At 68.3% G+C, this 20,618-nt stretch carries 26 protein-coding genes and 1 tRNA gene; 15 read left to right on the forward strand and 12 right to left on the reverse strand.

Annotation, left to right across the window (positions count from 1 at the left end; all coding sequences use genetic code 11):
* Window positions 1-13: 13 nt before the first annotated feature.
* Window positions 14-1,171, forward strand: a complete 1,158-nt coding sequence (locus tag HEB94_RS23250) for an FUSC family protein (RefSeq protein WP_192751859.1) — start codon at window positions 14-16, stop codon at window positions 1,169-1,171.
* Window positions 1,172-1,258: 87 nt separating this feature from the next.
* Here the strand turns inward: HEB94_RS23250 and HEB94_RS53685 are convergent, their stop codons facing one another.
* Window positions 1,259-2,926, reverse strand: coding sequence for a restriction endonuclease (locus tag HEB94_RS53685; RefSeq protein ID WP_192751860.1), 1,668 nt, complete (start codon window positions 2,924-2,926; stop codon window positions 1,259-1,261).
* 694 nt (window positions 2,927-3,620) lie between these two features.
* On the opposite strand from HEB94_RS53685, the gene HEB94_RS23260 reads away from it, so the two are divergent.
* The 3 genes from HEB94_RS23260 (at window position 3,621) to HEB94_RS23270 (ending at window position 6,308) form a co-directional block, all read left to right on the forward strand.
* Window positions 3,621-4,019: an Imm1 family immunity protein gene (locus HEB94_RS23260; RefSeq protein ID WP_192751861.1), complete on the forward strand. Its 399-nt coding sequence runs from the start codon at window positions 3,621-3,623 to the stop codon at window positions 4,017-4,019.
* Between the two features lie 191 nt (window positions 4,020-4,210).
* Complete coding sequence (locus tag HEB94_RS23265; RefSeq protein ID WP_192751862.1) at window positions 4,211-5,200, forward strand: MASE1 domain-containing protein; 990 nt, start codon at window positions 4,211-4,213, stop codon at window positions 5,198-5,200.
* A gap of 52 nt (window positions 5,201-5,252) precedes the next feature.
* Entirely contained in the window at window positions 5,253-6,308 is a 1,056-nt protein-coding gene (locus HEB94_RS23270; RefSeq protein ID WP_192751863.1) for an MASE1 domain-containing protein, read from the forward strand.
* 37 nt (window positions 6,309-6,345) lie between these two features.
* Here HEB94_RS23270 and HEB94_RS23275 read toward each other — a convergent pair whose 3' ends face one another.
* The 3 genes from HEB94_RS23275 to HEB94_RS23285 all read right to left on the reverse strand — a co-directional run bounded on the left by HEB94_RS23275 (window position 6,346) and on the right by HEB94_RS23285 (window position 7,923).
* Entirely contained in the window at window positions 6,346-6,723 is a 378-nt protein-coding gene (locus HEB94_RS23275) for a VOC family protein (protein ID WP_192751864.1), read from the reverse strand.
* Complete coding sequence (locus tag HEB94_RS23280; protein ID WP_192751865.1) at window positions 6,723-7,319, reverse strand: histidine phosphatase family protein; 597 nt, start codon at window positions 7,317-7,319, stop codon at window positions 6,723-6,725. Before HEB94_RS23280 ends, HEB94_RS23275 begins: the two co-directional genes overlap by 1 nt.
* A 139-nt stretch (window positions 7,320-7,458) precedes the next feature.
* Window positions 7,459-7,923, reverse strand: coding sequence for a VOC family protein (locus tag HEB94_RS23285; RefSeq protein ID WP_192751866.1), 465 nt, complete (start codon window positions 7,921-7,923; stop codon window positions 7,459-7,461).
* Window positions 7,924-8,053: 130 nt separating this feature from the next.
* Here HEB94_RS23285 and HEB94_RS23290 point away from each other — a divergent pair, with 130 nt between their 5' ends.
* The gene (locus HEB94_RS23290) at window positions 8,054-8,410 is read left to right on the forward strand and encodes an ArsR/SmtB family transcription factor (RefSeq protein ID WP_337917932.1); all 357 of its coding nucleotides are present in this window, start codon (window positions 8,054-8,056) and stop codon (window positions 8,408-8,410) included.
* Complete coding sequence (locus tag HEB94_RS23295) at window positions 8,403-9,323, forward strand: cation diffusion facilitator family transporter (protein ID WP_192751868.1); 921 nt, start codon at window positions 8,403-8,405, stop codon at window positions 9,321-9,323. Before HEB94_RS23290 ends, HEB94_RS23295 begins: the two co-directional genes overlap by 8 nt.
* A 71-nt stretch (window positions 9,324-9,394) precedes the next feature.
* Here HEB94_RS23295 and HEB94_RS23300 read toward each other — a convergent pair whose 3' ends face one another.
* On the reverse strand, window positions 9,395-9,589 hold the full coding sequence (locus HEB94_RS23300) for a hypothetical protein (RefSeq protein ID WP_337917933.1): 195 nt from the start codon (window positions 9,587-9,589) through the stop codon (window positions 9,395-9,397).
* 374 nt (window positions 9,590-9,963) lie between these two features.
* Between HEB94_RS23300 and HEB94_RS23305 the strand changes: the two genes are divergently transcribed.
* The 3 genes from HEB94_RS23305 (at window position 9,964) to HEB94_RS23315 (ending at window position 12,059) form a co-directional block, all read left to right on the forward strand.
* On the forward strand, window positions 9,964-10,260 hold the full coding sequence (locus tag HEB94_RS23305) for a hypothetical protein (protein WP_192751869.1): 297 nt from the start codon (window positions 9,964-9,966) through the stop codon (window positions 10,258-10,260).
* A 146-nt stretch (window positions 10,261-10,406) separates the two neighbouring features.
* Window positions 10,407-11,135: a DsbA family protein gene (locus tag HEB94_RS23310; protein ID WP_192751870.1), complete on the forward strand. Its 729-nt coding sequence runs from the start codon at window positions 10,407-10,409 to the stop codon at window positions 11,133-11,135.
* Between the two features lie 174 nt (window positions 11,136-11,309).
* The gene (locus tag HEB94_RS23315; protein ID WP_192756637.1) at window positions 11,310-12,059 is read left to right on the forward strand and encodes a DUF3152 domain-containing protein; all 750 of its coding nucleotides are present in this window, start codon (window positions 11,310-11,312) and stop codon (window positions 12,057-12,059) included.
* Window positions 12,060-12,408: 349 nt separating this feature from the next.
* Here the strand turns inward: HEB94_RS23315 and HEB94_RS23320 are convergent.
* The 6 genes from HEB94_RS23320 to HEB94_RS54670 form a co-directional block, all read right to left on the reverse strand.
* Window positions 12,409-12,484: transfer RNA gene (locus HEB94_RS23320), tRNA-Lys, on the reverse strand.
* 50 nt (window positions 12,485-12,534) lie between these two features.
* A complete protein-coding gene (locus tag HEB94_RS23325) occupies window positions 12,535-14,085 on the reverse strand; it encodes a phytoene desaturase family protein (protein ID WP_192751871.1) in 1,551 nt (516 codons plus the stop codon).
* Window positions 14,086-14,181: 96 nt separating this feature from the next.
* On the reverse strand, window positions 14,182-14,820 hold the full coding sequence (locus HEB94_RS23330) for an NAD(P)-binding domain-containing protein (RefSeq protein WP_192751872.1): 639 nt from the start codon (window positions 14,818-14,820) through the stop codon (window positions 14,182-14,184).
* Window positions 14,821-15,239: 419 nt separating this feature from the next.
* On the reverse strand, window positions 15,240-15,446 hold the full coding sequence (locus tag HEB94_RS23335) for a hypothetical protein (RefSeq protein ID WP_192751873.1): 207 nt from the start codon (window positions 15,444-15,446) through the stop codon (window positions 15,240-15,242).
* 28 nt (window positions 15,447-15,474) lie between these two features.
* Entirely contained in the window at window positions 15,475-15,690 is a 216-nt protein-coding gene (locus HEB94_RS23340) for a type II toxin-antitoxin system HicB family antitoxin (protein ID WP_192751874.1), read from the reverse strand.
* Window positions 15,687-16,274: a GIY-YIG nuclease family protein gene (locus HEB94_RS54670; protein ID WP_420481538.1), complete on the reverse strand. Its 588-nt coding sequence runs from the start codon at window positions 16,272-16,274 to the stop codon at window positions 15,687-15,689. The genes HEB94_RS23340 and HEB94_RS54670 overlap by 4 nt, the downstream gene beginning before the upstream one ends.
* A 104-nt stretch (window positions 16,275-16,378) precedes the next feature.
* On the opposite strand from HEB94_RS54670, the gene HEB94_RS23350 reads away from it, so the two are divergent.
* Together HEB94_RS23350 and HEB94_RS54675 are read left to right on the forward strand one after the other, a co-directional pair.
* Window positions 16,379-17,203 carry a hypothetical protein gene (locus HEB94_RS23350; RefSeq protein WP_192751876.1) on the forward strand — a complete coding sequence of 275 codons (825 nt, stop codon included), beginning with the start codon at window positions 16,379-16,381 and terminating at the stop codon, window positions 17,201-17,203.
* A 437-nt stretch (window positions 17,204-17,640) separates the two neighbouring features.
* A complete protein-coding gene (locus HEB94_RS54675; RefSeq protein ID WP_420481599.1) occupies window positions 17,641-18,054 on the forward strand; it encodes a GNAT family N-acetyltransferase in 414 nt (137 codons plus the stop codon).
* Window positions 18,055-18,567: 513 nt separating this feature from the next.
* Here HEB94_RS54675 and HEB94_RS50915 read toward each other — a convergent pair.
* Window positions 18,568-18,774 carry a helix-turn-helix domain-containing protein gene (locus HEB94_RS50915; RefSeq protein WP_192751878.1) on the reverse strand — a complete coding sequence of 69 codons (207 nt, stop codon included), beginning with the start codon at window positions 18,772-18,774 and terminating at the stop codon, window positions 18,568-18,570.
* A gap of 197 nt (window positions 18,775-18,971) precedes the next feature.
* Between HEB94_RS50915 and HEB94_RS23365 the strand changes: the two genes are divergently transcribed.
* The 4 genes from HEB94_RS23365 to HEB94_RS23380 all read left to right on the forward strand — a co-directional run bounded on the left by HEB94_RS23365 (window position 18,972) and on the right by HEB94_RS23380 (window position 20,532).
* Window positions 18,972-19,289, forward strand: coding sequence for a hypothetical protein (locus HEB94_RS23365; RefSeq protein ID WP_192751879.1), 318 nt, complete (start codon window positions 18,972-18,974; stop codon window positions 19,287-19,289).
* A 2-nt stretch (window positions 19,290-19,291) separates the two neighbouring features.
* Window positions 19,292-19,768 (forward strand): hypothetical protein, encoded by a 477-nt coding sequence (locus HEB94_RS23370; protein ID WP_192751880.1) that lies wholly within the window; start codon window positions 19,292-19,294, stop codon window positions 19,766-19,768.
* Window positions 19,769-20,011: 243 nt separating this feature from the next.
* Window positions 20,012-20,179 (forward strand): ribbon-helix-helix domain-containing protein, encoded by a 168-nt coding sequence (locus HEB94_RS23375; RefSeq protein WP_192751881.1) that lies wholly within the window; start codon window positions 20,012-20,014, stop codon window positions 20,177-20,179.
* Window positions 20,180-20,220: 41 nt separating this feature from the next.
* Window positions 20,221-20,532, forward strand: a complete 312-nt coding sequence (locus HEB94_RS23380) for a hypothetical protein (protein ID WP_192751882.1) — start codon at window positions 20,221-20,223, stop codon at window positions 20,530-20,532.
* The last annotated feature ends 86 nt before the right edge of the window (window positions 20,533-20,618 follow it).

Genomic DNA, 20,618 nt, shown 5'->3' on the forward strand with positions numbered 1-20,618 from the left:
GGCGAGGGACGCCATGCTCGCCCGCCGACCGGTCACAGCGCTGTTCCGGCGCGGTGAGTCGGCGCTCGGCGACGTGGCCGGCCGGTCCCGCGAGTCACTCGGGGTCGGCTTTCGGCGCCTGGGGCACACCCTGGTGCCGCTCGTGCAGTCGGCCGCGGCGGCCGCCATCGCCTGGCTGGTCGCGACCAGACTGATCGGCCACAGCCAGCCGTTCTTCGCGTCGATCGCCGCCGTGCTGTCGCTCGGCGTGTCCCTCGGGCAGCGATTGCGCCGGTCGGTCGAACTCGTCTTCGGTGTGGCGATCGGCATCCTCGTCGCGGACCTCCTCGTGGCGGTGATCGGTCGGGGATGGTGGCAGATCGGCCTCGTCGTTCTGCTCGCGATGGCGGCGGCCGTCCTCGCGGGTGGCGGTGCGGTCCTGGTCAACCAGGGAGCGGGCTCCGCCATCCTGATCGTCGCGCTCGCGCCCACTGCCGGCAGCCTGGCCTCGGCGCCGTGGAGCCGCTTCGTGGACGCCCTCGTGGGTGGTGTGGTGGGACTGCTCGTCAACGCCGTCCTGCTGCCGATGAATCCGGTCGTGCTCGCCCGTCGGTCCGCCAACCCACTGCTCGACGAGCTCGCCGGGGTCCTGGACGAGATCGTGGCCGCGCTGGAGGCCAGGGACGTGGACCGGGCCGACGAGGCGCTCCAGCGGGCGCGGGCCATCGAGTCCGCGCTCACGGAGTTCCGGGAGGCGCTCGGCGCCGGCCGCGAGATCGCCCGCATCGCGCCGTTCCGCCGGCGATCGCGTGGACACCTGATGCAGTACGTCGACGCGGTCGACCACATCGATCACGCCGTCCGCAACGTGCGGGTACTCGCGCGGCGCGCCGTGGTCGCGGTGCAACGTGACGAGGCGTTCGGGCCCGGACTTCCGCCGGCCATCCGCCGGCTGGGCGAGTCGGTCCGCACCCTCCGCAACGAACTCGGGAAGGGCGCGGAGCCTCGCGCCGCCCGGCAGGGGCTCGTCGACGCCGTGGAACTCGCCACCGCTGCCGTCGGGCCGGGCTTCTCGGCGAACGTCATGATCGCCCAGATCCGCTCGGCCGCGCACGACCTCCTGCGCGCCGCCGGACTCGAACTCGCCGACGTCGACCGGGCGCTGCGCAGGGTCGAGCCGCCGGCGAGGTAGGACGCGCCGAGGACAGGCCGCGGGCCCGGCGCGACCTGGCCGCGCCGGGCCCGCGACGTCACTCACCTGTCGAGCCGCGAGCGTTGCCTAACGGGTGGACGGCGCCTTCGTCCGTGGCGCCTCCGCGTCCCGGGCCCGATCAGTGCTGGTGCGGGACTCACCCGGCTTCGCCGGCTCCAGTCGGGCCGGCAGGTCGTACTGACGACACAACGCGACCAGGTTGTGCCCGTCGTACAGGCGCAACGGCCGACCGTGCGCGTACTCGTACGCCTGCGGGTCCAGTCCTCCGCTCGTGAGGAGGATGCCGACCTGGGCGTGCTCGCGACGTACGGCGGACTGCAGCGCGCGTACCTCGGCGGTCTCCAGCAGGCCGGTATGGCGCCGGACGTGCACCACGGCGTTCTCGACACCGTCGTCGGTGCCGCGGGAGGCGAGGTAGTTGCCATCAACGCCCGGGACCGCCGCGACGGCGTAGCCCATGCGTTCGAGGAGCCGTTCCATGAGCCGACCGAACTCCTCAGCCGGTGCGTCGATCAGGTTGGGCACCTTCGTCGATGCGGGCACGCTCAGGTGCGGATCGGCGAGATCGTAGGTCAGGATCGGCGTGATGCCGCTGAGCTCGTCGGGGTAGGCGGAGACGAGCGCCCCGAAGTGCTTGCGTACCTGTTCCAGCGGGTCGTCGATGTCGTCCAACCTGAGTTTGGCGAAGTGTCGCCGGGACGCGCTCATGCTGATCAGGCACACGGTGCTCCCGACCTCGGCCTGGTCGTCGGCCGCCGGTCCGGTCCGGCCCCGACGTCGGCCCGTCGGCGCATCCTCGTCCTTGGGGACTCGACCGGAGGTGACGCCGTCGAAGACGACGGTCTGCACGAGCTCGCCCGGGTCGGCGCTGAACGCCACGTTGGTCGCCCGCAGCGCCAGTTGCGCCAGCAGCCTGGCGTGGATCCTGCGTACCTCGGCGATGGGTCGCCAACGGTGGACGCCGACGGAGTCGGTGCTCTTGTTGTAGCGGAACTCGCGCTCGCGGGGCACGACGTCGACGCCTGGTACCCGCCATTCGACGAGCAGCAGTTTCGACTCGGGTACGTAGGCGAACCGGTGGTCGCGCGGGAAGCCGCCAGAGTCGGTGACGGACTCGAACGCCTGGGTGAAGTACTCGCTCACGGCCTCCCGGTCGCCACTCATCACCCGGTCGCGGAACGCGTCGATGGCGGCGTTGTGCGCGAGGATCCGCTGGCGTTCGGGGGCGCTGGCGTCGTTGTGGGCGCGCAGCAGCTCCTCGACGCGCGCGACCCGCGCGGCCTCCTGCTCGCGGTACTGGTCCAGCGCACGGGCGTAGGACACCTCGGCCCTGGCCTGGGCGGTCTCGCGTCGGGACTGGGAGGTGAGGAGCCGGCGCAGCCGACCCGAACGGGGCGCGTACTCCTCCCAGGTGGGAAGCCGGACCGGCTCGGCGTCGGGGCCGAGGTCCAGGTCGGGGACGTCGCGCTTCTGGCGTTCGAAGTCGATGGGTTCGACGGTGCGACGGAGCGAGGCGATGAGGACGACGTTGAGCCTCTGCACACGCTGCTCGGCCTTGTCGGTTCGGACGACCGCGTCCTCGTGCAGTCGCTGGACTCGGATCTCCCGGCGGAGGCGTTCCTGCGCGTTGACCGCGCGGCGGACGCTGGTCCGGCTCCGCGCGGCGGGACGGACCTCCTGGGCTTTGGCGGCGGCGTTGCGGTTGAGCCAGCTACGGGGTCTTGAAAGTGGCACGGAGTGCTCCCTCGATCGACGGTCCTACCTCCTCCGGTGCCGGCATCGAAGCCGGGAGATCGCCGAGGCGCGGCGGCGGTCGGGCCGACGTCCGCGTTAGGGGAGGACCAGGGATGGGCCGATCGATCGGGTTCGTACGGGCTGGGCGCAGCCCTGCTGTGTGGCGGCGCGAGGTGCGCGCCGCTTCGACGGGCAGGCCACGGTCGTGGCGCGTGCGTCTCATCGGGTCGCCCTCCGGGGTCGCCACGGCGTCCCATTACGCTGCGTCCATACCTTGTAACATGACGCTCTGAACCAGGCAAAGGTCCTGTATCGCGAGCTGGGCGTCCCGGGCATTCATCGCCATCAGTGCAAATTTCCCCTTGACGGGTACAATCCCGCCCCCATTGGCCCTGTCTGTCCAGTTTCGTGCGCGGGACGTGTGTGGCCGCTGTGACGGTATGGGTGGGTCGGACGGAGTTGGACGCGGTCGCGGTCGATTCCGGCGGCCTCCCACCCCTCCTCAAATTGCCAGAACTGGCCACCCAAACCTCCCGTCGCCAGGTGAGCGGTATGTCCTGACGAGGACCGAACGGCGGGAGCGAGGCCCGCGCGCCGAGGCCGACGCACCCCCCGCCATCGGCAGGTGTCGCCGCTTCCAAAGATGGGGAAGTTGTCCCATACCGGAATTTTGTGGTGCAGCTGGAGGGGCAAAGTGAGCGGCGAGCGCGTGTACACCGTCGTCTACGGGAGGCGCCCGAACGAGGAGAAGGTGCGGACCACGGACGAACTGGACGCCGTACTCGACCAGGCGAACACCGAGGCCGCCGCGGCCGGTCGGCCCAGCGTGGTCTACATCCTGACCGACCGTGGCGCGCAGGCGCCGTTCCTCGGACTCGGTGTCGGACGCGAGTTCTCCTACCTCACCTACGGCGGCCAGCACGCGCCCGGCGACCTGGATGGTGGCGTCCCGCCCGCGTGGTACACCAGCGGTGCGCGCGGTGAGTTGCCCGCCGGGCGGGCCGTCCGGGTGCAGGCGGCCCGCGACGCCGCGAGGGAGTTCCTGGTGACCGGAGAACGCCCCACCAACGTCGAGTGGGTCTACGGCGAGTAGCTGCTGAACGCGGGAGGCTCCACGTCGCGCATCGTCAAGCGGTGATTGACGGCCTTCGGGCCGCTACCCATTCCTCTCGAATGTTCGTGTCCCGAACAAAGAGGCGGAGGTGTGGATGCCGTTTGTTGACCCTGTTCGAGGGCGAATCGGACGGCCGAGGCCTCGGATCGGCGAGCGTACGATCAGATGACGTGCCGACCATCCATCTGCTTCGTCGCCATGCCCTTTTGGCGGCGAAGATCCTGGTGGTCGTGGGCGCCTATTACGGCGGCGGAAGGCTCGGCCTGCTCAGCCCCATCGGCGCGGGAGACGTGAGCCCGTTGTGGCCACCGACCGGTATCGCCCTGGTCGCCCTGCTCCTGTGGGGGCCACGCGTGTGGCCGGGTGTCGCGATCGGCGCCGTGCTGATCAACTACTGGCCGGGAGAGCCCCCGATCCAGTTCGTCGGGTCGGCACTCGGGTCGGCGCTCGCCCCTCTTCTCGGCTACCTGATGCTGCGTGCCGTGGATTTCCGTGCGACGCTCGAACGCCTGAAGGACGTCATCGCGCTGCTTGTGCTCGGCGGTATGACGGCCATGGTGGTGAGCGCCACTTTCAGCGTCGTGTCCCTGTGGCTGGCAGGCGTGCTGCCGCGCAGCGCGTTCGCGGCGACCTGGTTGGTCTGGTGGACCGGTGACGCGATGGGAGTGTTGATCCTCGCCCCGCTGCTCCTCACCGCTCGCTACGCCAGGTGGCCGCGGGAGATCCATCCCTACCGGGTGATCGAGGCGGCAACGTTGCTTGCCACCATGCTCGCGGTGATCGCTTTGGCCCTGCATTCACCCGAACAGTTGTTGTTCATCGTCTTCCCGTTCATCATCTGGGCGGCCTGGCGATTTCAGCTGGCGGGTGCGACGCCGTGCGTGTTTCTGGTCACCGCGATCTCGATCTACGCGGCCTCTCGTGGGCTGGGTTCCTTCGCGGGTGACAGCGTACTTTCCCATCTGATCACGTTGCAGGCATTCAGCGCCTCGACGACCCTTACGGCGTTGGTGCTTTCGGTGACCATCTCCGCTCGCAACGATGCCCGGGCACACGTTCGGGAGGTCGCGTCGCAACTCGCGACCGTGGTGAACCAACTCGACCGCAGACTTCGGCCCCGCCCGGAAGCACCACCGTATGGGAAAAGGGACGAACTCTAGGAATCCCTTGTGGCCACAGGGAAAGCCGAAGCCAAGCGTAAGGTGAGTTGGCGTGCCGACGAGACTGAGCGCGCGGGAGCTGTTTCCTACCGGAATGCTCATCCTCACGGTCGCCGCGGTCTATTGCGCCGCCGGGTATGTCGGGATGCTCCAGCAAGTTCGCGACGGCGAGGTATCTCTGCTGTGGCCGACGCCCGGCATCGCTTTCGCCGCGCTGTTCCTGTTCGGACAGCGGGTCTGGCCGGCCATCTCGATCGGTTCCTTCCTGATCTCGGTCTTCGCGATGGACCACGGGTGGGGCGTCTCGCTCGGGGTGGCCGCCGGTACCACGATCGGGGTGCTGTGTGCCTACATGCTGCTGCGACGGGTGGGCTTCCGGGTCGAGCTCGACCGACTACGTGACCTCGTCGCGCTGGTCGTGTTCGGTGCCCTGTTGGGCACGGTCATCGCCGCCGTGATCGGAGTCGGCGCGCTGTCCATGGCCGACACGGTGATTCCTTCCAACTTCTTGTCGCGATGGCTGCTGCAGTCGCTGAGTGCGGCCATGGGAGTGCTGATCATCACGCCGCTCCTCCTGGTCCTGCGGACGGCGCGCTGGCCCAGAGGCGTGCGGCTGGTGCGAACGCTGGAGGCGGTCGTCCTGGTGGGCGGCACGGTCGCGGTGATGCTGATCACCACACGCACGAGCACCGAACTGCTCTTCCTGGTCTTCCCGCTTCTGATCTGGGCCGCCCTGCGGTTCCAGTTGGCCGGCGCGGCTCCGTTGGCCCTGATCGTCTCCACGATGGCGGTGTACGGGGCGATCAACGGCTCGGGTCCGTTCGAAGGGCAGGACGTCTACTCCAACCTGATCACCATCCAGGCGTTCAACGCCTCGACGACGCTGACGGCGTTGGTCCTCGCGGTGACCACGACCGAACGCAACCAGGCCCATGACGAGGTTGAGGAGGCCGCGACCCAGCTCGCCTCGGTGGTGAACCAGCTCGACCGGAGCCTGCGACCCCGATCGGTGACGCTGGCGCAGGGTGTGCGGGGAGCCGCGGTGGCCGAACGGCGGGTGGTCAGGGAACGCATCGAGGGCGCCAACGGCCCGAGCGGGCCCAACTGACCGGCGGTCTGCGCGTCCCTGCCGGGGCAGGGCGGCCTCAGACCGGGTCGGTCACACAGAACTCGTTGCCCTCCGGGTCGCCCATGAGCGTCCAGGTGGAGAACTCCTCGAGAACCGAGGCCCCGAGCTTCCTCAGTCGATCCACCTCGTCACGCCGATCGGTGGCGGCGACATCGAGATGGGTGCGGTTCTTGACCGTCTTCGGCTCGGGTACCTGTTGGAAGAACAGCGTCGGACCCGGACCGTCCACGGCCACCGTCGGGTCGGTCTCCGGAGTGAACCCCAGCCCGGCGAGTCGCTCGACCTCGGCATCGTCGTAGGGGCGTACCGCGTAGCCGTCGAGTACCTCCGCCCAGAAGCGCGCGAGACTCGGCGCGTGCCGGCAGTCGACGACGATTTCCCGCAACGTGGCCATCAGGATGCTCCTTCGCCGTGGTGAAGTGGCGGCTGGTGAGTTGTCTCGTTGTGGTAGCTGACGCGCCAGTCCCGAGTGGACGTACGCCAGATCAGGCTGAGGCAGCCGTTGCGCAGGTCCGTGGTGGGGACCTGTCCGTCGGAGAGGCCGAGCAGGAGGGTCTTGATCACCGAGCCGTGCCCGACCAGGAGCACCGACCCGCCTCCCGCCGTGTCGGCCAACCGGTCCAGCACGGAGCGGGAGCGACTCCACACCTGCGCGCGGGTCTCCGCGTGCGGGGCGCCGCCCGGGAACCGCCGCGCGGCTTGGGCCTTGCTGAGCCCGGACGCCTCGCCGTAGTCCCGCTCGACGACCTCGGGGGGGACCGCGAGAGGTGTCGGCATCCCGAGCTCGTCGCCGATGATGGTGGCGGTCTCCCACGCCCGAAGGAGCGGGCTGCTCGCCAGCAGGCTCCAGGGATGCGTTGCCACGTCGCGGGCGATCTGGCGGGCCTGCGCCCGGCCGCGCTCGTTCAGCGGAACGTCCTCGCGACCCTGCAGCCGGCCCTCGGCGTTCCAGTCGGTCTCGCCGTGCCGGACGAGGCAGATCGACGTCACCGACGTAGCGTGCCGGATGCGCTCCGCCGTACGCCACCGGATTTGGCATGACCGGCCGCCCGCTGCCCTGCGCGTCGGCCGTCGACGCGGGCTTGTGTTTGAGCTTCCGCGGAAGCGCTCGATAGCACCCCCGTCGACGTCACCGTGCTCGATCGGCCTGTACGAATCCCAGCTCGTTGCCATCGGGGTCACGAATGGTGAACTTGCGGCTGCCGTAGGCCGTAGTGAGCAGAGGCTCGAGCACGTCGGCGTCCGGGCGCAGCCGCGACCACCATGCGTCGACGTCGTCGACCTCGAAGTTGAACCGGGCACCAGTTGCTGGCGCAGGCGTGTACTGGCCCAGAGCGAACTGGGCAGGGCCCAGGGTGAAATGCACATACGTCGGTTCGTCGGGAGGCCAGTGACCCTCAGCGGGCACCCCCAGCAGGCGCTCGTACCACTCAATCGCTGCGGCGAGATCTCGTACGTTGGCCCGCACAGCAGAGGAGTGTCCATCGCAGCACCCTAGGGCGCCTCGACGACCTGCCTGGTCCGGCCCGTTGTCGACGGTCACCGGGGCGCCGGTGAGCCACGCGAGTTCCCAGCCGACGACCGCGGTCGCCACAACATCCCCACTCGATCCACGGACCTGCTTGACAAGTCGCCAGCCACGCAACCAGTGTTGACGTATGAACAATCGTTCAGATGTTGTCGAGCTTGACGGCTGCGCCGTCCGACTGGTTGACCCTCAACGGGTGGCAGCCGTGTCGACCCGGATGCCTGGGGAGCGGGAGGTCGTCGACACCGCGGACGTGTTCGGTCTGCTCGCGGATCCTGGTCGGCTGCGGCTGCTGGTGGCGCTGCTCGAAGGGGAGATGTGCGTGTGCGATCTGGCCGCTGTCACGGGACTGAGCGAGTCCTCCACCTCCCACGCACTTCGCCTGCTGCGCGCGCACCGAGTGGTCTCGGTACGCCGTCACGGCCGGATCGCCTACTACCGCCTTGACGACGCTCACGTCCGGATGCTCCTGGACCTCGCCTTCGCCCATACCGAGCACACCGACGCCATCCACCCCGAAGGGCACTGCCGAGGAGGCAACGGCGATGGATAGCCATGGGCACGGGCACGGGCATGTCACCGCGACAGGTCAGCACAAGGGTGCGCTCGCGGGCACGCTCGTGGTCGCCCTCGCGACCTTCGCTGCTCAGGTTGTCGGTGCTCTGGTTTCGGGCAGCCTCGCGCTGCTGGCTGATGCGGGTCACGTGCTGACCGACAGCGGTGGGGTCGCGCTGGCGCTCATCGCGACGGTCCTCGCCGCCCGCCCGCCAGTCGGACAACGGACGTTCGGCTGGGCGCGGGCGGAGATCCTCGCCGCCGCGATCAACGGCCTGGTGCTCGCCGGTATCGGTGTGTACGTGCTCGTCGAGGGGATACGCCGGCTGATCGAGCCGAGTCCGGTCGAGCCCGGTGGGATGGCGCTGTTCGCGCTGATCGGCCTGGTCGGCAACCTCGTCGGTGTCGCGTTGTTGTTCCGGGCCCGGCAGGCGAGCCTGAACATGCGCGGCGCTTTCCTGGAGGTCGCCACCGACACGTTCACCTCCGTGGGTGTGTTGATCGCCGCCGCCGTCATCGCGACAAGCGGCTTTCTGCGCGCCGACGCAGTGGTCTCCGTCGTGATCGGGCTGGTGATCCTTCCTCGGGCGGTGAAGCTGCTGGGGGAGGCCGTGAACGTCCTCCTGGAGTCAGCACCGGAAGGGGTGGACCTGGACGAGGTGCGCCGTCACATTCGCGAGGTCGACCACGTACGCGACGTGCACGATCTGCATGTGCACACGGTGACCTCCGGCCTGCCCGTCCTGAGCGCGCACATCGTGGTCGACACCGAGTGCTTCAGCGACGGACACGCGCCTCAGATCCTCGACAGGCTCCAGGAGTGCCTGGCCGGACACTTCGACGTCGAACACTCGACGCTCCAGGTCGAACCAGCTGGTCACACGGACCACGAACACCGCACCCACGCCTGAACCCCGGCTTGTGCTCGCGGGAAAGAGCGGCCGCTGAGGATGATCGACGATGGGTCTCTTGGTCGGTCGTTTCACGACCCCTCGTGGGGCTCCCGATATCCATAGCGTTTGAACACGAGGTACAGGGCGAGCGTCAGACCGACCAGGATTCCGACGGGAAGGAGGAAGGACGTCCCGAGATGGCGGTCGAGAAGCCAGCCGATCCCGCCGTATCCCTCACTGGTCGGCCCGGACCCTATCCAGACGAACGATGACAGATCGCTCACCGACGAATCGGATCTTTCCGCTCGAGCGGATCGTTATGGTTTCCCGGATCGTTCTTCCAGGCAGTCCAGGGTCCTCGACCCCAGATGGAACGCTGACAGTGATCATGTGCGAGCAGCACAGGGATCGGATGTGATGAATCCGGGCACCGGGGCACTGCGTGTCGCACGCGGTGCGCTGCTTGCTGCCCTCACCGCGTTTCTCGCGGTCGCCGGGCACCTCGCCGGGGGTGGACACCTTCCGCCCCTGCCCAGCCTGTTCGCCACGGCCGTACTGCTCGGAGCGACGTTCGCCGTGCTTCGCGGACAGGCAACGCGGGCTTGCGCCACTCCTGCTGGCGGCCGTTGGCTCGCAACTGCTGTTTCACGCCGCGTTCGTGTTGGTCGGTCACTCCGGCGACGCGGGGCTTCTGCCCGACGCCCATCTGCTCGTGGCCCATCTGTGCGCGGCGGCCGTGCTCGCCCTCCTGGCGTCCCACGCCGACACCCTGCTGTGGTCGCTGGTCCATCTGCTCGTACGGGTCTGGATTCCAGCGCTGGTGGTGCTTCCGGTGCCCGTGGTCGGCTCGTCCCGTCGCGAGTACACCCGCCTCGCCGAGCCACGGCTGCGTCTGGACGCGTGCGCGCACCCTCGCCGCGGACCGCCGGGAGTGCTGAGCGCCCTGACGGTATGACCGGCAGGCCTCGCGTCCACCTTCCTTGAGCACACCGACCCAGTGACGGCTCCTGCCGTCCTTGGTCGTCGGCGCCGACCGCCCCGCGCGGATCCGACGATCCACGACCCTGACTTCTCTCGTAGAAACGAGATTGGACCCACGTCATGTCACAGAAGAACGACCGGGCTGCTCGCCGCGCCAAACTCGAGGCGATCCAGGCCGCGGAACGACGCAAGAAGAGCCGCACCCTCTCCCTCGCCGGGATCGGTGCCTTCGTCGCGGTCGTGGGCGTCGTCCTGACCATCGCCTGGCTCGGCAACGACCCCGACCCAGCCACGGCCTCCGACACAGGTGGCGGCGACTCCCGCCTGGTGCGCTCCGACAGCCACCGACTCACCGAGGCCCGATCCGGACAGGTGACCCTGGTGGAGTTCCTCGACTTCGAATGCGAGGCCTGCCGCGCCGCGCACCCACTCGTCGAGGATTTCCGAAAGGAATACGAGGGCCGGGTCACCTTTGTCGCCCGCTACTTCCCGATCCCCTCCCACTTCAACGCCGAACGCGCCGCCCGTGCCGTCGAGTCAGCCGCACAGCAAGGCAAGTTCGAACAGATGTACCAACGCATGTTCGAAACCCAGAGCCAATGGGGCGAACAACAGGTCCCCGCCGATGAGACCTTCCGAGGCTTCGCGAAGGACCTCGGCCTGGACATGACCCGCTACGACAAGACCTACGAGGACCCCGCCACCCTGATGCGAATCAAGAAGGACGTCACCGACGGCGAGGCCCTCGGCGTACAAGGCACCCCCACCTTCTTCCTCAACGGCGAGAAACTACAGCCGAACTCCTACGACGACTTCAAGAAGGCCCTCGACGCCGCCCTCGCCGAGTGAGTCCACAGTCCAGGCGTACGTACTCGTGGTCAGGCTCTGCTCGTGGTAGGCCAGCGACGCGCGAAGGGCACGCATGCTGCCCGGACTCGCCGCGCCCCCGCCGTGACACGTCGTTGGCGTCGAACGCTGCGATGGACCGTTGCGACGACGGCAGCGCTCGTCCTGGTCGCGGCGGTGGTCGGTGACCTCACTGTCGCTCCCAGCCTGACAGCTACGGACGACTCACCCAGATCCGGGGAACGTGCCGACGCGAGCCCGGCCCCGGACAACGCCACCGCGGCCCCGGGGCCAACGGCGACGGGCGAACCGGAAACATCCCGAACCACGAGACCAAACCAGTCGGGCAGACGGCCCTCGTCACCGACACCCACCGCGTCGAGTTCGCCGACCATCGCGGAGCGCGGCACCGGTCGACTGACCGTCGTGGCCGGTAGGAATCCGGGCGACGGTCCGGGTCGACGGCTCACCTACCGCGTCGAGATCGAGCAGGGCCTGCCCGTCGAGGCCACCAACGTGGCCACGACCATCCACGAAACCCTCACCGACCCGCGCGGATGGCAGCGCCTGCGTGACGTCTCGTTCGAACGCACCGACAGTGACAGTGCAGAGCTCCGGGTCATCCTCGCCACACCCGAGACCACCGACCGACTCTGCCTACCACTGGACACCGGCGGTGAGTTCTCCTGCCGAGTCGGGGACCATGTGGTGCTCAACGCCAAGCGTTGGACCTACGCCGTGCCCGCCTACGCCGGTGCCAACGACGCCTACCGTCGCTACCTCATCAACCACGAAGTCGGCCACGCACTGGGGAACGGCCACTCCCGATGTGAGACCCCCGGTAAGCCCGCACCGGTCATGATGCAGCAAACCAAGGGCGTCGGCAGATGCCAGCCCAATCCGTGGCCGTCCGTCCACGCCACCTGACGCTCGTGCGCGCCCGGCAGCTTCTGGGACAGGGGGATAATCCGGCGCTCGGGAATCTCCGGACTGGTGGCAAGTCCGGCTTGCGGTTCGACACGGGCACTGCCACACAAGACGGTGGCGACCCGGAAGGATGACGCCGGGCGTCCTGCCCGGGCGCCCGCGGACCGGTTGAGGGCACGTCAAGGTGTCAATGACGCAGGACGTGCACATGTGGCCGGAAGGTCGCGGGAACGGGTACCGCTGCGGTTCCTGAGAAGATCGCCGAGCCAGCGGGAGGATCCCAAAAGTGCGGGTAAAGTGTGGGACCCGCCACGGTCAGCGGCACCGTGGTGCCGCTGACCTGTGTGGGTGGTGCGCCGCCAGGGACTCGAACCCCGAACCCGCTGATTAAGAGTCAGCTGCTCTGCCAGTTGAGCTAGCGGCGCGTGGCATCGGAGATGTTAGCAGTGTGCGCGCCGAAGGGCGAAGTCCAGGGTCACCCCCGGCGCTGGAGCACGGCCTGGGCCGCGTTGTGACCACCGATTCCGCTCACGGCGCCACCCCGTCGGGCCCCGCTGCCGCAGATCAACACGTTGGGCAGGTCGGTCTCGACGCCCCAGGTCCCCGCCTCCTCCGGGGCCTCGGCCCAGGGCCAGGCCAGGTCGCCGTGGAAGATATGTCCGCCCGGCATGCCCACCGACGCCTCGACGTCGACGGGTGTCTTCGCCTCCACGCACGGGCGGCCGTCACCGTCGACGGCGAGGCAGTCCTCGATGGGTTCCTCCAGGTAGGCGTTGAGCGCGTCGAGATACCCGCGCGTGGCGACCTCCCGCAGGTGTGCGTTGTCGGTCTCGAACAGCCGGGCCGGTGCGTGCAGGCCGAACAGCGTCAGCGTGTGCCAGCCCTGGGCGGCAAGGTCGGGCGCGAGGATGCTCGGGTCGGTGAGGGTGTGGCAGTACAGCTCGCCGGGCGGGCGGGACGGCAGCCGGCCGGCAGCGGCCTCGTCGTGGGCCTTCTGCAGGTCGGCGTACCCCTCGTCGACGTGGAGGGTTCCGGCGTAGGCGAGTCGCGGGTCGGCACCCGACCGCAACCGCGGCAGCCGGGTCAGCAGGAGGTTGATCTTGAGCTGGGCGCCCTCCGGCGACTGGGCGGGGGAGTGGCCCCGGAGCCGGTCGAGGGTGGCCGGCGCCACACCTGCGAGCACGTACGACGCACTGACGGTGTGTTCGGCCTCGCCCGCGACGTAGGTGAGTTCCGCCTCCTGGCCGTCCGCGTCCACACGGGTGACCTCCGCGCCGGTCCGCAACTCCGCGCCGGCCCGGCGGGCGGCGTGCGCGAGGGCGCCGCTGACCGCCCCCATGCCACCGACCGGTACGCGCCACTCGCCGGTGCCGTTGCCGATCAGGTGGTAGAGGAAGCAGCGGTTCTGCCGCAGGGACGGGTCGTGCGCGGAGGTGAAGGTACCGATCACGCCGTCGGTCAGGACGACGCCGCGCACCAGGTCGTCGGCGAAGGTCGCCTCGACCACCTCGCCGAGCGGCCGCTCGACGAACCGCTCCCAGGACGGCGCACCGATCGACCCCCGGATCTCAGGCGCGGGGCGCAGCGGCTCCAGCATCGTGGGGGCGAGCGTCCGCGCCACCTGGGTCCACTCGCCGTAGAAGGCCTGCCACGCGGCGTACTCGCGGTCGGAGCCGGTCAGCGCCCGGAAGGAGTCGGCGGTCGCCGGGCCGGGCTCACGCTCCACCAGCAGGCCGCTGTGCCCCCCGTCGCGGACCACCGGGGTGTACGACGCGACCGACCGCGAGCGCAGCTCCAGGCGGAGACCAAGGTCGGTGACGATCTGGTCCGGGAGCAGGCTGACGAGGTAGGAGTAGCGCGACAGGCGGGCGTCCAGGCCGGGAAAGGCCAGCTCGCTGACGGCGGCGCCGCCCAGGTGGTCCTGGCGTTCGAGCACCAGGACGGACATTCCGGCGCCGGCGAGATAGGCCGCCGCGACCAGCGCGTTGTGGCCACCGCCCACGACGGCGACGTCGTACCGCTTCATGGCGCGCAGCCTAGGCTCCGGCCGGCCGATCATGGGCGAGGGGTGACCAGGTCGCCCGCGACCGCCAACGGCGCCACGAAGATCGACAGGGCCCGGTCAGGAGAGGATCTTGACCGCGCTGCCGAACCCGGTACCCATGGAGAACTGCAGCATGATGTGCACCAGTCCCATGCCCTCGAGGTAGCGGGCGCGGACCAGCGCGCCGACGTCGAGCGGGCGCATGCCGCCCATCTCGATCAGTTTCGCGATCGTCGCCTTGGCGTCGGCGTCGTCGCCGGCGAGCAGGACGTCCAGCGGGTGCCCGGCGACCTCCCCGCTCAGCAGCGTCCCGGCGAAGGTCGTGTTGAACGCCTTCACGACCCGGGTGCTCTCCGGCGTGGCCTTCGCGATCTCCTGGCCGGCGGAGGTGTCCGCGGCGACGCTGAGGCCGTCGTACGTCGCGTTGATCGGGTTCGTGATGTCGACCAGGATCTTGTCGGCGAGGCGGTCGTAGTACTCCTTGACGATCCTGCTGGCGGCGACGTAGGGGACGGCGAGGATCACGATCTCGCCGACGAGATCATCGCCCAGCGTGCCCGGGGAGACCCGACCCTCGCTGACGCCCCGGAGCTCGTCGACGAGCGTCGCGGCATGGCCGGCGTCGCGGTCGAGGATGTGCACCTCGTGGGAGCCGGCGAGCAACCTCGTGGCGATACCGCGGCTCATGTTGCCCGCGCCGAGGATGGTGATCTGCACGATGCGCCTCCCGTCCAGATGGCTGCGCCTTCGGGGTACGACATACCCCGGGCGGCGCCGGCCAGAACGGCTGAGGCGGCCACGAGCGGGTCAGGGGAGTGGGCCGGTGGTCCCGGCCGTGGTCCGGACGTGCGGCGCGGGGACAAGGGGAGGAAAAAGGGCCGTTGTCCGCGCGCGATGCGGAACAACGGCCCCTCTGTTGGGGTGAGTGACGGGGCTCGAACCCGCTGCTTCGTGCATGTCGGACACTGGCTCTGACCTGCGGATCTTGCGTCGTCGCAGGTCAGACCGTGTTTGGCGTCTCGGGGTTGGTGGGCACTGGTCGGGGTTGAGGGTGGTTGCGGGGTGGTTGTTGTGGATGGCATCCACAGACGAGAAGGGCCCCACCAGCGTCGGTGGGGCCCTTCGTCATGCGCCGGTCACACCTTCGAGAGCTTCGCTTCCTCGTCGCGGCTGACCCGGAGCCAGTGGCCCGGAGGGTAGGCGCCCATCACCTTCCCGGACGCCTTGGAGTCGAAGAGCGTGAGGTGGCCGTCGGAGACGTTGAAGTGGTTCGCCTGGGGGTACGTCTCAGAGGCTTGAGGAATGCCCCCGGCGTACGTCGTGAGCACTACGGTCATCGCCATGCTCCGGAATGTAGTCAGGCAAGATCACCTATCCGGATTCGGGGGTGCCGTCCTCACGGGTGACGATCAGCCCGACTGTGGCCGGGTCGACCTCGAGCCACACCGCGATGAGATCGCGGGCCATGTGGTCGATCTCGTCGACACTTCGGGCCTGCGTCACGATGTCGAGCTCAGGGACTCGGATCAGCCAAAACTGTCCGTCCCGGGACACGACCGCCCGGTAGGTCTGGCCGGCCTCGCTCACCGCAGCCACCCCTCAGGCATGCATGAGAGGGGCGCGGCCACCTTCCGAAGGACGTCCGAGCTCGGAAACACCTGACGTGGCAGCGCCAGCTTGTGCTCACCGCACGGACAGCTCCAGACCTCGTGCATGCGTCCCTCACGCAGAAGGCGGCAGCCGGCCGCAGAGAGATCGTCAGACGGGGCGAGCGAGCGAGCGGGTCCAACGCGAACTTGGCGCCTCAAAGGGGTGGCCGTGGTCGCTCGAGGCTCAGCTTCCCGGATGTTCCACGCCGGCCGTTCCGTCCGGATGGCTTCCGTCTCGGCGGCGATCGCCGCGGCGCGGGAGTCGTAGTGGTCGACCGTGATACGGCGTAGCGACGTCCACCAGGGCTTCTCTGCGGCGTGCTCACCAAGTCTCCTCGGCAGGCTGGCAGTGATGCCCACGTAGAGCAGGGCGCCGTCTTCATCGAAGAATCGGTAGAGCGCGTTCGGCTCACCCGTCACGGTCCTCCTCCCGTCAGTCCTTGGGTTTGAGGCCCGGCACGTCACGGGCTTCTCCCAGGGCTTGTCCTTGCGTTCACGGTCATCTCGTACTGGTCCATCCACCGCCGGGTCGCGTCCAGGTTCCGCCAGCCCTGCGCCACATCGATGAGTCGCACGACCCGTTGAAGGACGCCGAGCTGGCTAGGGACTTCGCTGATCTGTCCCGGATGACCCGCAAGCTGGGCATCTCCTACGTGGTCATCAGCCAGTACGCCGGGCTGCCGACGTTCGGCGGCCTGGAGCCGCTGCGCTCCAGCATTATGGCTGGCAACGCGCTGGTCATGTACACGCGGTCGAAGTCGCCCGGCAATCTGATGGCCGGCTTGGAGGTCGACCCGCTGACGATCCCGCAGATCAAGGGGTACGCCTACACGATGCGAACCGGAGCGACCGGTCGTGTTGCCCCGTTCCGGAATCGCCTGATCACCAACCCCGCCGAGCGCTGGATCGAGGACGCACCGCGCTGGAGTCTGAACGAGCAGGACGCCGTGTGGGTGATGGAGGCGTACGCCAAACGAGCCACCGACGTGAGCCAGATCCGCGCGGCGCAGGGCGAGATCCTCCGGAAGGTCATGTCCGGCGAGATCAGCCCTGAGGCTGCCATGGCCGGCGCCAAGTCCGCCGCGGAGGCGCACGACATCGTCCAGCGCGCGAGCGGTACCCCTGGCGCGATGCAGACCGGCCCGGTCGCCGAGCGGATGGAGGCGCTGGTCGGGTCGGTGCCGTCGTGGCCGGACGTTTCGGTGTCGGACATCAAGGCGCCGGTGAACGCCGAGGAGGCCGACAACCAGGCGCGGATCATCGCGGCGATACGGGACGGTGCCACGAAGCCTTCGCAGATCGTCGCTGCGCTCGCGGTCGACGGCTGCGGTAAGGACCTGAAGGATCGTCGGGTGCGGCAGCTCCTCACCGAGCTGGTGGCAGACGGGAAGGTCCACGACGGGGGCCAAGGCGTGTGGAAGCTGCGCGAGCAGGCCGGGAGCGCCGACTGATGATGGGTCACACCCACGTGTGCACGGGTCTCACCGCCGGGGCCGGGTTGCTCCCGGCGGTGAGCCCGCTCCTGCACGGGCCGGTCGAGCAGCTCGCGTTCGTCGCCTGCTGCGGGGCCCTGGCTTGGGGCACGCGAAGGGCAGGCGGCCTTGTTTGTTCGTAGGGACAGGCAGGTTGGTCGCTCGCACTGCTGGCGTCGACCAGGTGCTCATCGCCGGCCTTGCCGAGTGGTTTGTGTTCAGGTTTATCCTCGCCGCGTCCTGGCCAACAGTTAAGTTCGTTTGCAGGCTCGGTACGCTCTTACCCTGTGGCGCCCGAGGGTCTCAGTTTCAGCACGGCCGACAGCTCTGTTGCGCCAGAGATCTCCCTGCTTTTCAGCCAGGCGATCGCCTACTCTCTCGGTACTGCGAAGCCGGTTGTGCCTGACTCTCAGTTCGTGGACAAGCTGCGCAGACGACTTGATGCGCCGGGCACGGTCGTTGTAGTCGGGAAGCGAGGGGACACGTGTGTGGCCTGCTGCTTCGGACAGCCACTTCGCCTGGCAGACGGCCAAGTCTCGGAGGTGGAGGCTCATCTGAGTCTTGTCGCGGTCGCGCCCTCGTATTGGGGCCAGGGCTACGGCACGGTGCTAATGCAGTTCGCGGAGGAGTCATTTGAGGTCGCTGGATATATACGTGCCCAGTTACATGTACTACAGGCCAACACAAGAGCACGGAACCTGTACGAGCGTTGTGGTTGGTCGTTTCTCGGAGCCGGTGAGCCTCACGAGGACGGTCCTCAGGTGGTGTACGGGAAGCAGTTCGCTGCGGGCCCACAGCCGTCCGAGGGTTCGGCCATAGGAGCGTGTTGAGTTTCTTGTCCGTAGAGGCAGGCAACCTGATCGCGACGTGCTCGTCCGCGCTCCGAGGCTCGTCGACCAGGTGCTCATCGTCGCACGCCGGTGCAGGTTGTTGGGGTCAGGCGGAGAGACAGTGTGCCGCCGCTTGACCGTCCCTCTCGTTGTCCTCGGCTAATGGCCCGCTTATGGCCCGGCTGATCTCGTCCGTGACCTGGCCGCGGCCGGCGCCCCCATCAGGGTGGCGGGGCTCCTTTGAAGGGAAGGTGGCGTGGCGCGCGATCTGTAGGAGCGCCACCTCTCCTTTAGGAGAATCACTTGAATCACCCCTAAAACCGCAGGTCAGAGGCGGTGTCCAGGAGCCGTGAATCGCGAAAGGGCGTGAATCATGAATCACTTCGGCGTTTGCGCAGGTCAGTGGGTGATTCAGGGGTCGTGAATCAGCGTGAATCAGGCGAATCCAGGGGTGGTGATTCAGCGCCCGTGAATCACCCATACGCGCACGTTTGTCCGTTTCGGGCTTGAGCCTCATGCGGCGCCCTCCTGGAGCTGGCCACGGAGCGCCTGGTGCTGCATCGAGTAGGTGCCGAGGATGCGGGACACGGTGACCTGGGAGATGCCGGTGGCCGTCGCGATCTCCCGCTGCGACAGGTCCTTGCCGGCGTCGACGACGCACTTCCGGATCTGCTGCCACCGGTACTCGCAGTCGGACGGACCAGGGCCACTCGCCGCCACGCATCAACAGGCTCGGCCAGGACCGTTCGTCGCGGTCGCCGCGCCAGTGTTCGACGGTGCCGTCGGCGTCCAACCAGAGCCCGAACTCAGGCCAGCGGCGCCACCCAGACCATCCGACGGGGCGGGTGGGGCGCTTCTTCCCAGCCAAGAACTGGCCACCAGTGGGGACACTTTCATGGCCATGGACACTTGTCGAGTTGGAATGCGTCGAGTACGGCTGGGCGATGCTCGGCTGGGTCGACGAGCGCGCAGACAATGACGAGCTGCGGGCGCAGTACCTGGCGATCCTGAACCGGGTACGTCGGATCGACAGCCTCCTTGACCACCTGGACGGCTGCCTGCAGGGCCTGGAAGACGTCCTCACCGAGTCGCGCTCGGGACCTCAACAAACGAGCTTCGCCGCGAAACCACCATGCGCCCGGAAACGGTCCAGGCCGGCTCCCGCGCCCACGGCGCTGCTCGATCGCCGCCACCTCACCTCCGATGCCCCCGGTCGAGGTGTGAGGGAGGTGTAGCGATGACACAAGTGGCGGGCAGCTATATGGTGCCGCCGGTCAGCTGGTCGATGCGGTTCACCGAGCTCGCACGACTGGCTGGCAGTGCGGTGCAGGCACAGGCCACCTCGCAGCCCGGTCCGCTGAGCGATGCCGATGTCCGCGACCTGGCCTACGACGTGCAGATGCTGGCGGCTGCGGCTGATGAGTGGGCGCTGGAAGCTTCCCGTCTCGCTCAAGACGCGAAGGCCACGGCCGAACACGTCCTGAACAAGAACCTGGGAACCGTTGTCGGTTCGACCTCGCTGCAGATCGAGCTGAACCGGCTCGCTCAACACCTCTACGGGATCCCCCAGCAAGAGGCGGAGCCCGGGACGACAACGGAACAGTCTTCACACAGAACCGTTGTTGATGGACGGCCATCTTTGGGGCGCGCCGTGAACACCATCGCCGCGGCCGTCGTCGTTGACCTGATCCGCTCCCGGGGCGGTGCCCGATGACCGTCCGGACCGTCACGTGCGTGGAGATCACGTGCCGACGCGGCGGACGCCGCTGCTGACGCGCTCACCGGACCGCGCGAGGCTGGGTCTGTCCGGACTTTGTGCGACGGCCAGGTGGTGCGTCATGAGCCGCCTGTACCGCTGGACCGATTACCGGCACGCGCCGTGTCTAATTGCACGCCAGTTGCACGCCGGTCGGTCGCCACCTTGTTAGGGCGCCGATAGATTGCTAGCATTCTAGCTATGCCGGAGCCAGAGAAAGTTCAGTTCAATGTCTACCTCCCGCGTGATCTCGTCACGCAGGTCAAGCACCGCGCGATCGACGAGGGTCTCTCGCTGAGTGTCCTCGTCGAGCGGGTCATGCGCAGCTACGTCGACAACGTGACCAACACGAAGGGAGCGAGCCGATGATCTCCTCCGCACCAATCCGTTTCACCGCGAACATCGACCAGATGCGCAGGTTCCTCGAACTACTCGGGTTCGAGGCGCACATCATCTCCGAGGAGCACGGCTGGGTTGAGATGCGTGGCGACGTCAGCATCATCAACCTCCACGGCGCCGACCGCGAAGAGAGCTCCGTCGTGTTCGACACCGACGAGCCGCTCGAATCCCTCCAGAAGCGTCTCCAGGACGCCGGGTTCAGCGACGCGCACATAACCGATGAAGCGTGGGGACGCATGCTCGAGGTCACTGACCCGCAAGGCGAGTCAGTCTGGATCAACGAGCGAATGAACGACACCTACGGCTACCGCGTCGTCGACTGAGATTCGGACGTCTATCGCTCGTGCAGGCTGCTCACGCCCTGGACTCTGGCGCAAGATGGACGATCATGGACCCGGCTGGCAGGTCG

Source organism: Actinopolymorpha pittospori, assembly GCF_014873875.1.
Classification (GTDB): domain Bacteria; phylum Actinomycetota; class Actinomycetes; order Propionibacteriales; family Actinopolymorphaceae; genus Actinopolymorpha; species Actinopolymorpha pittospori.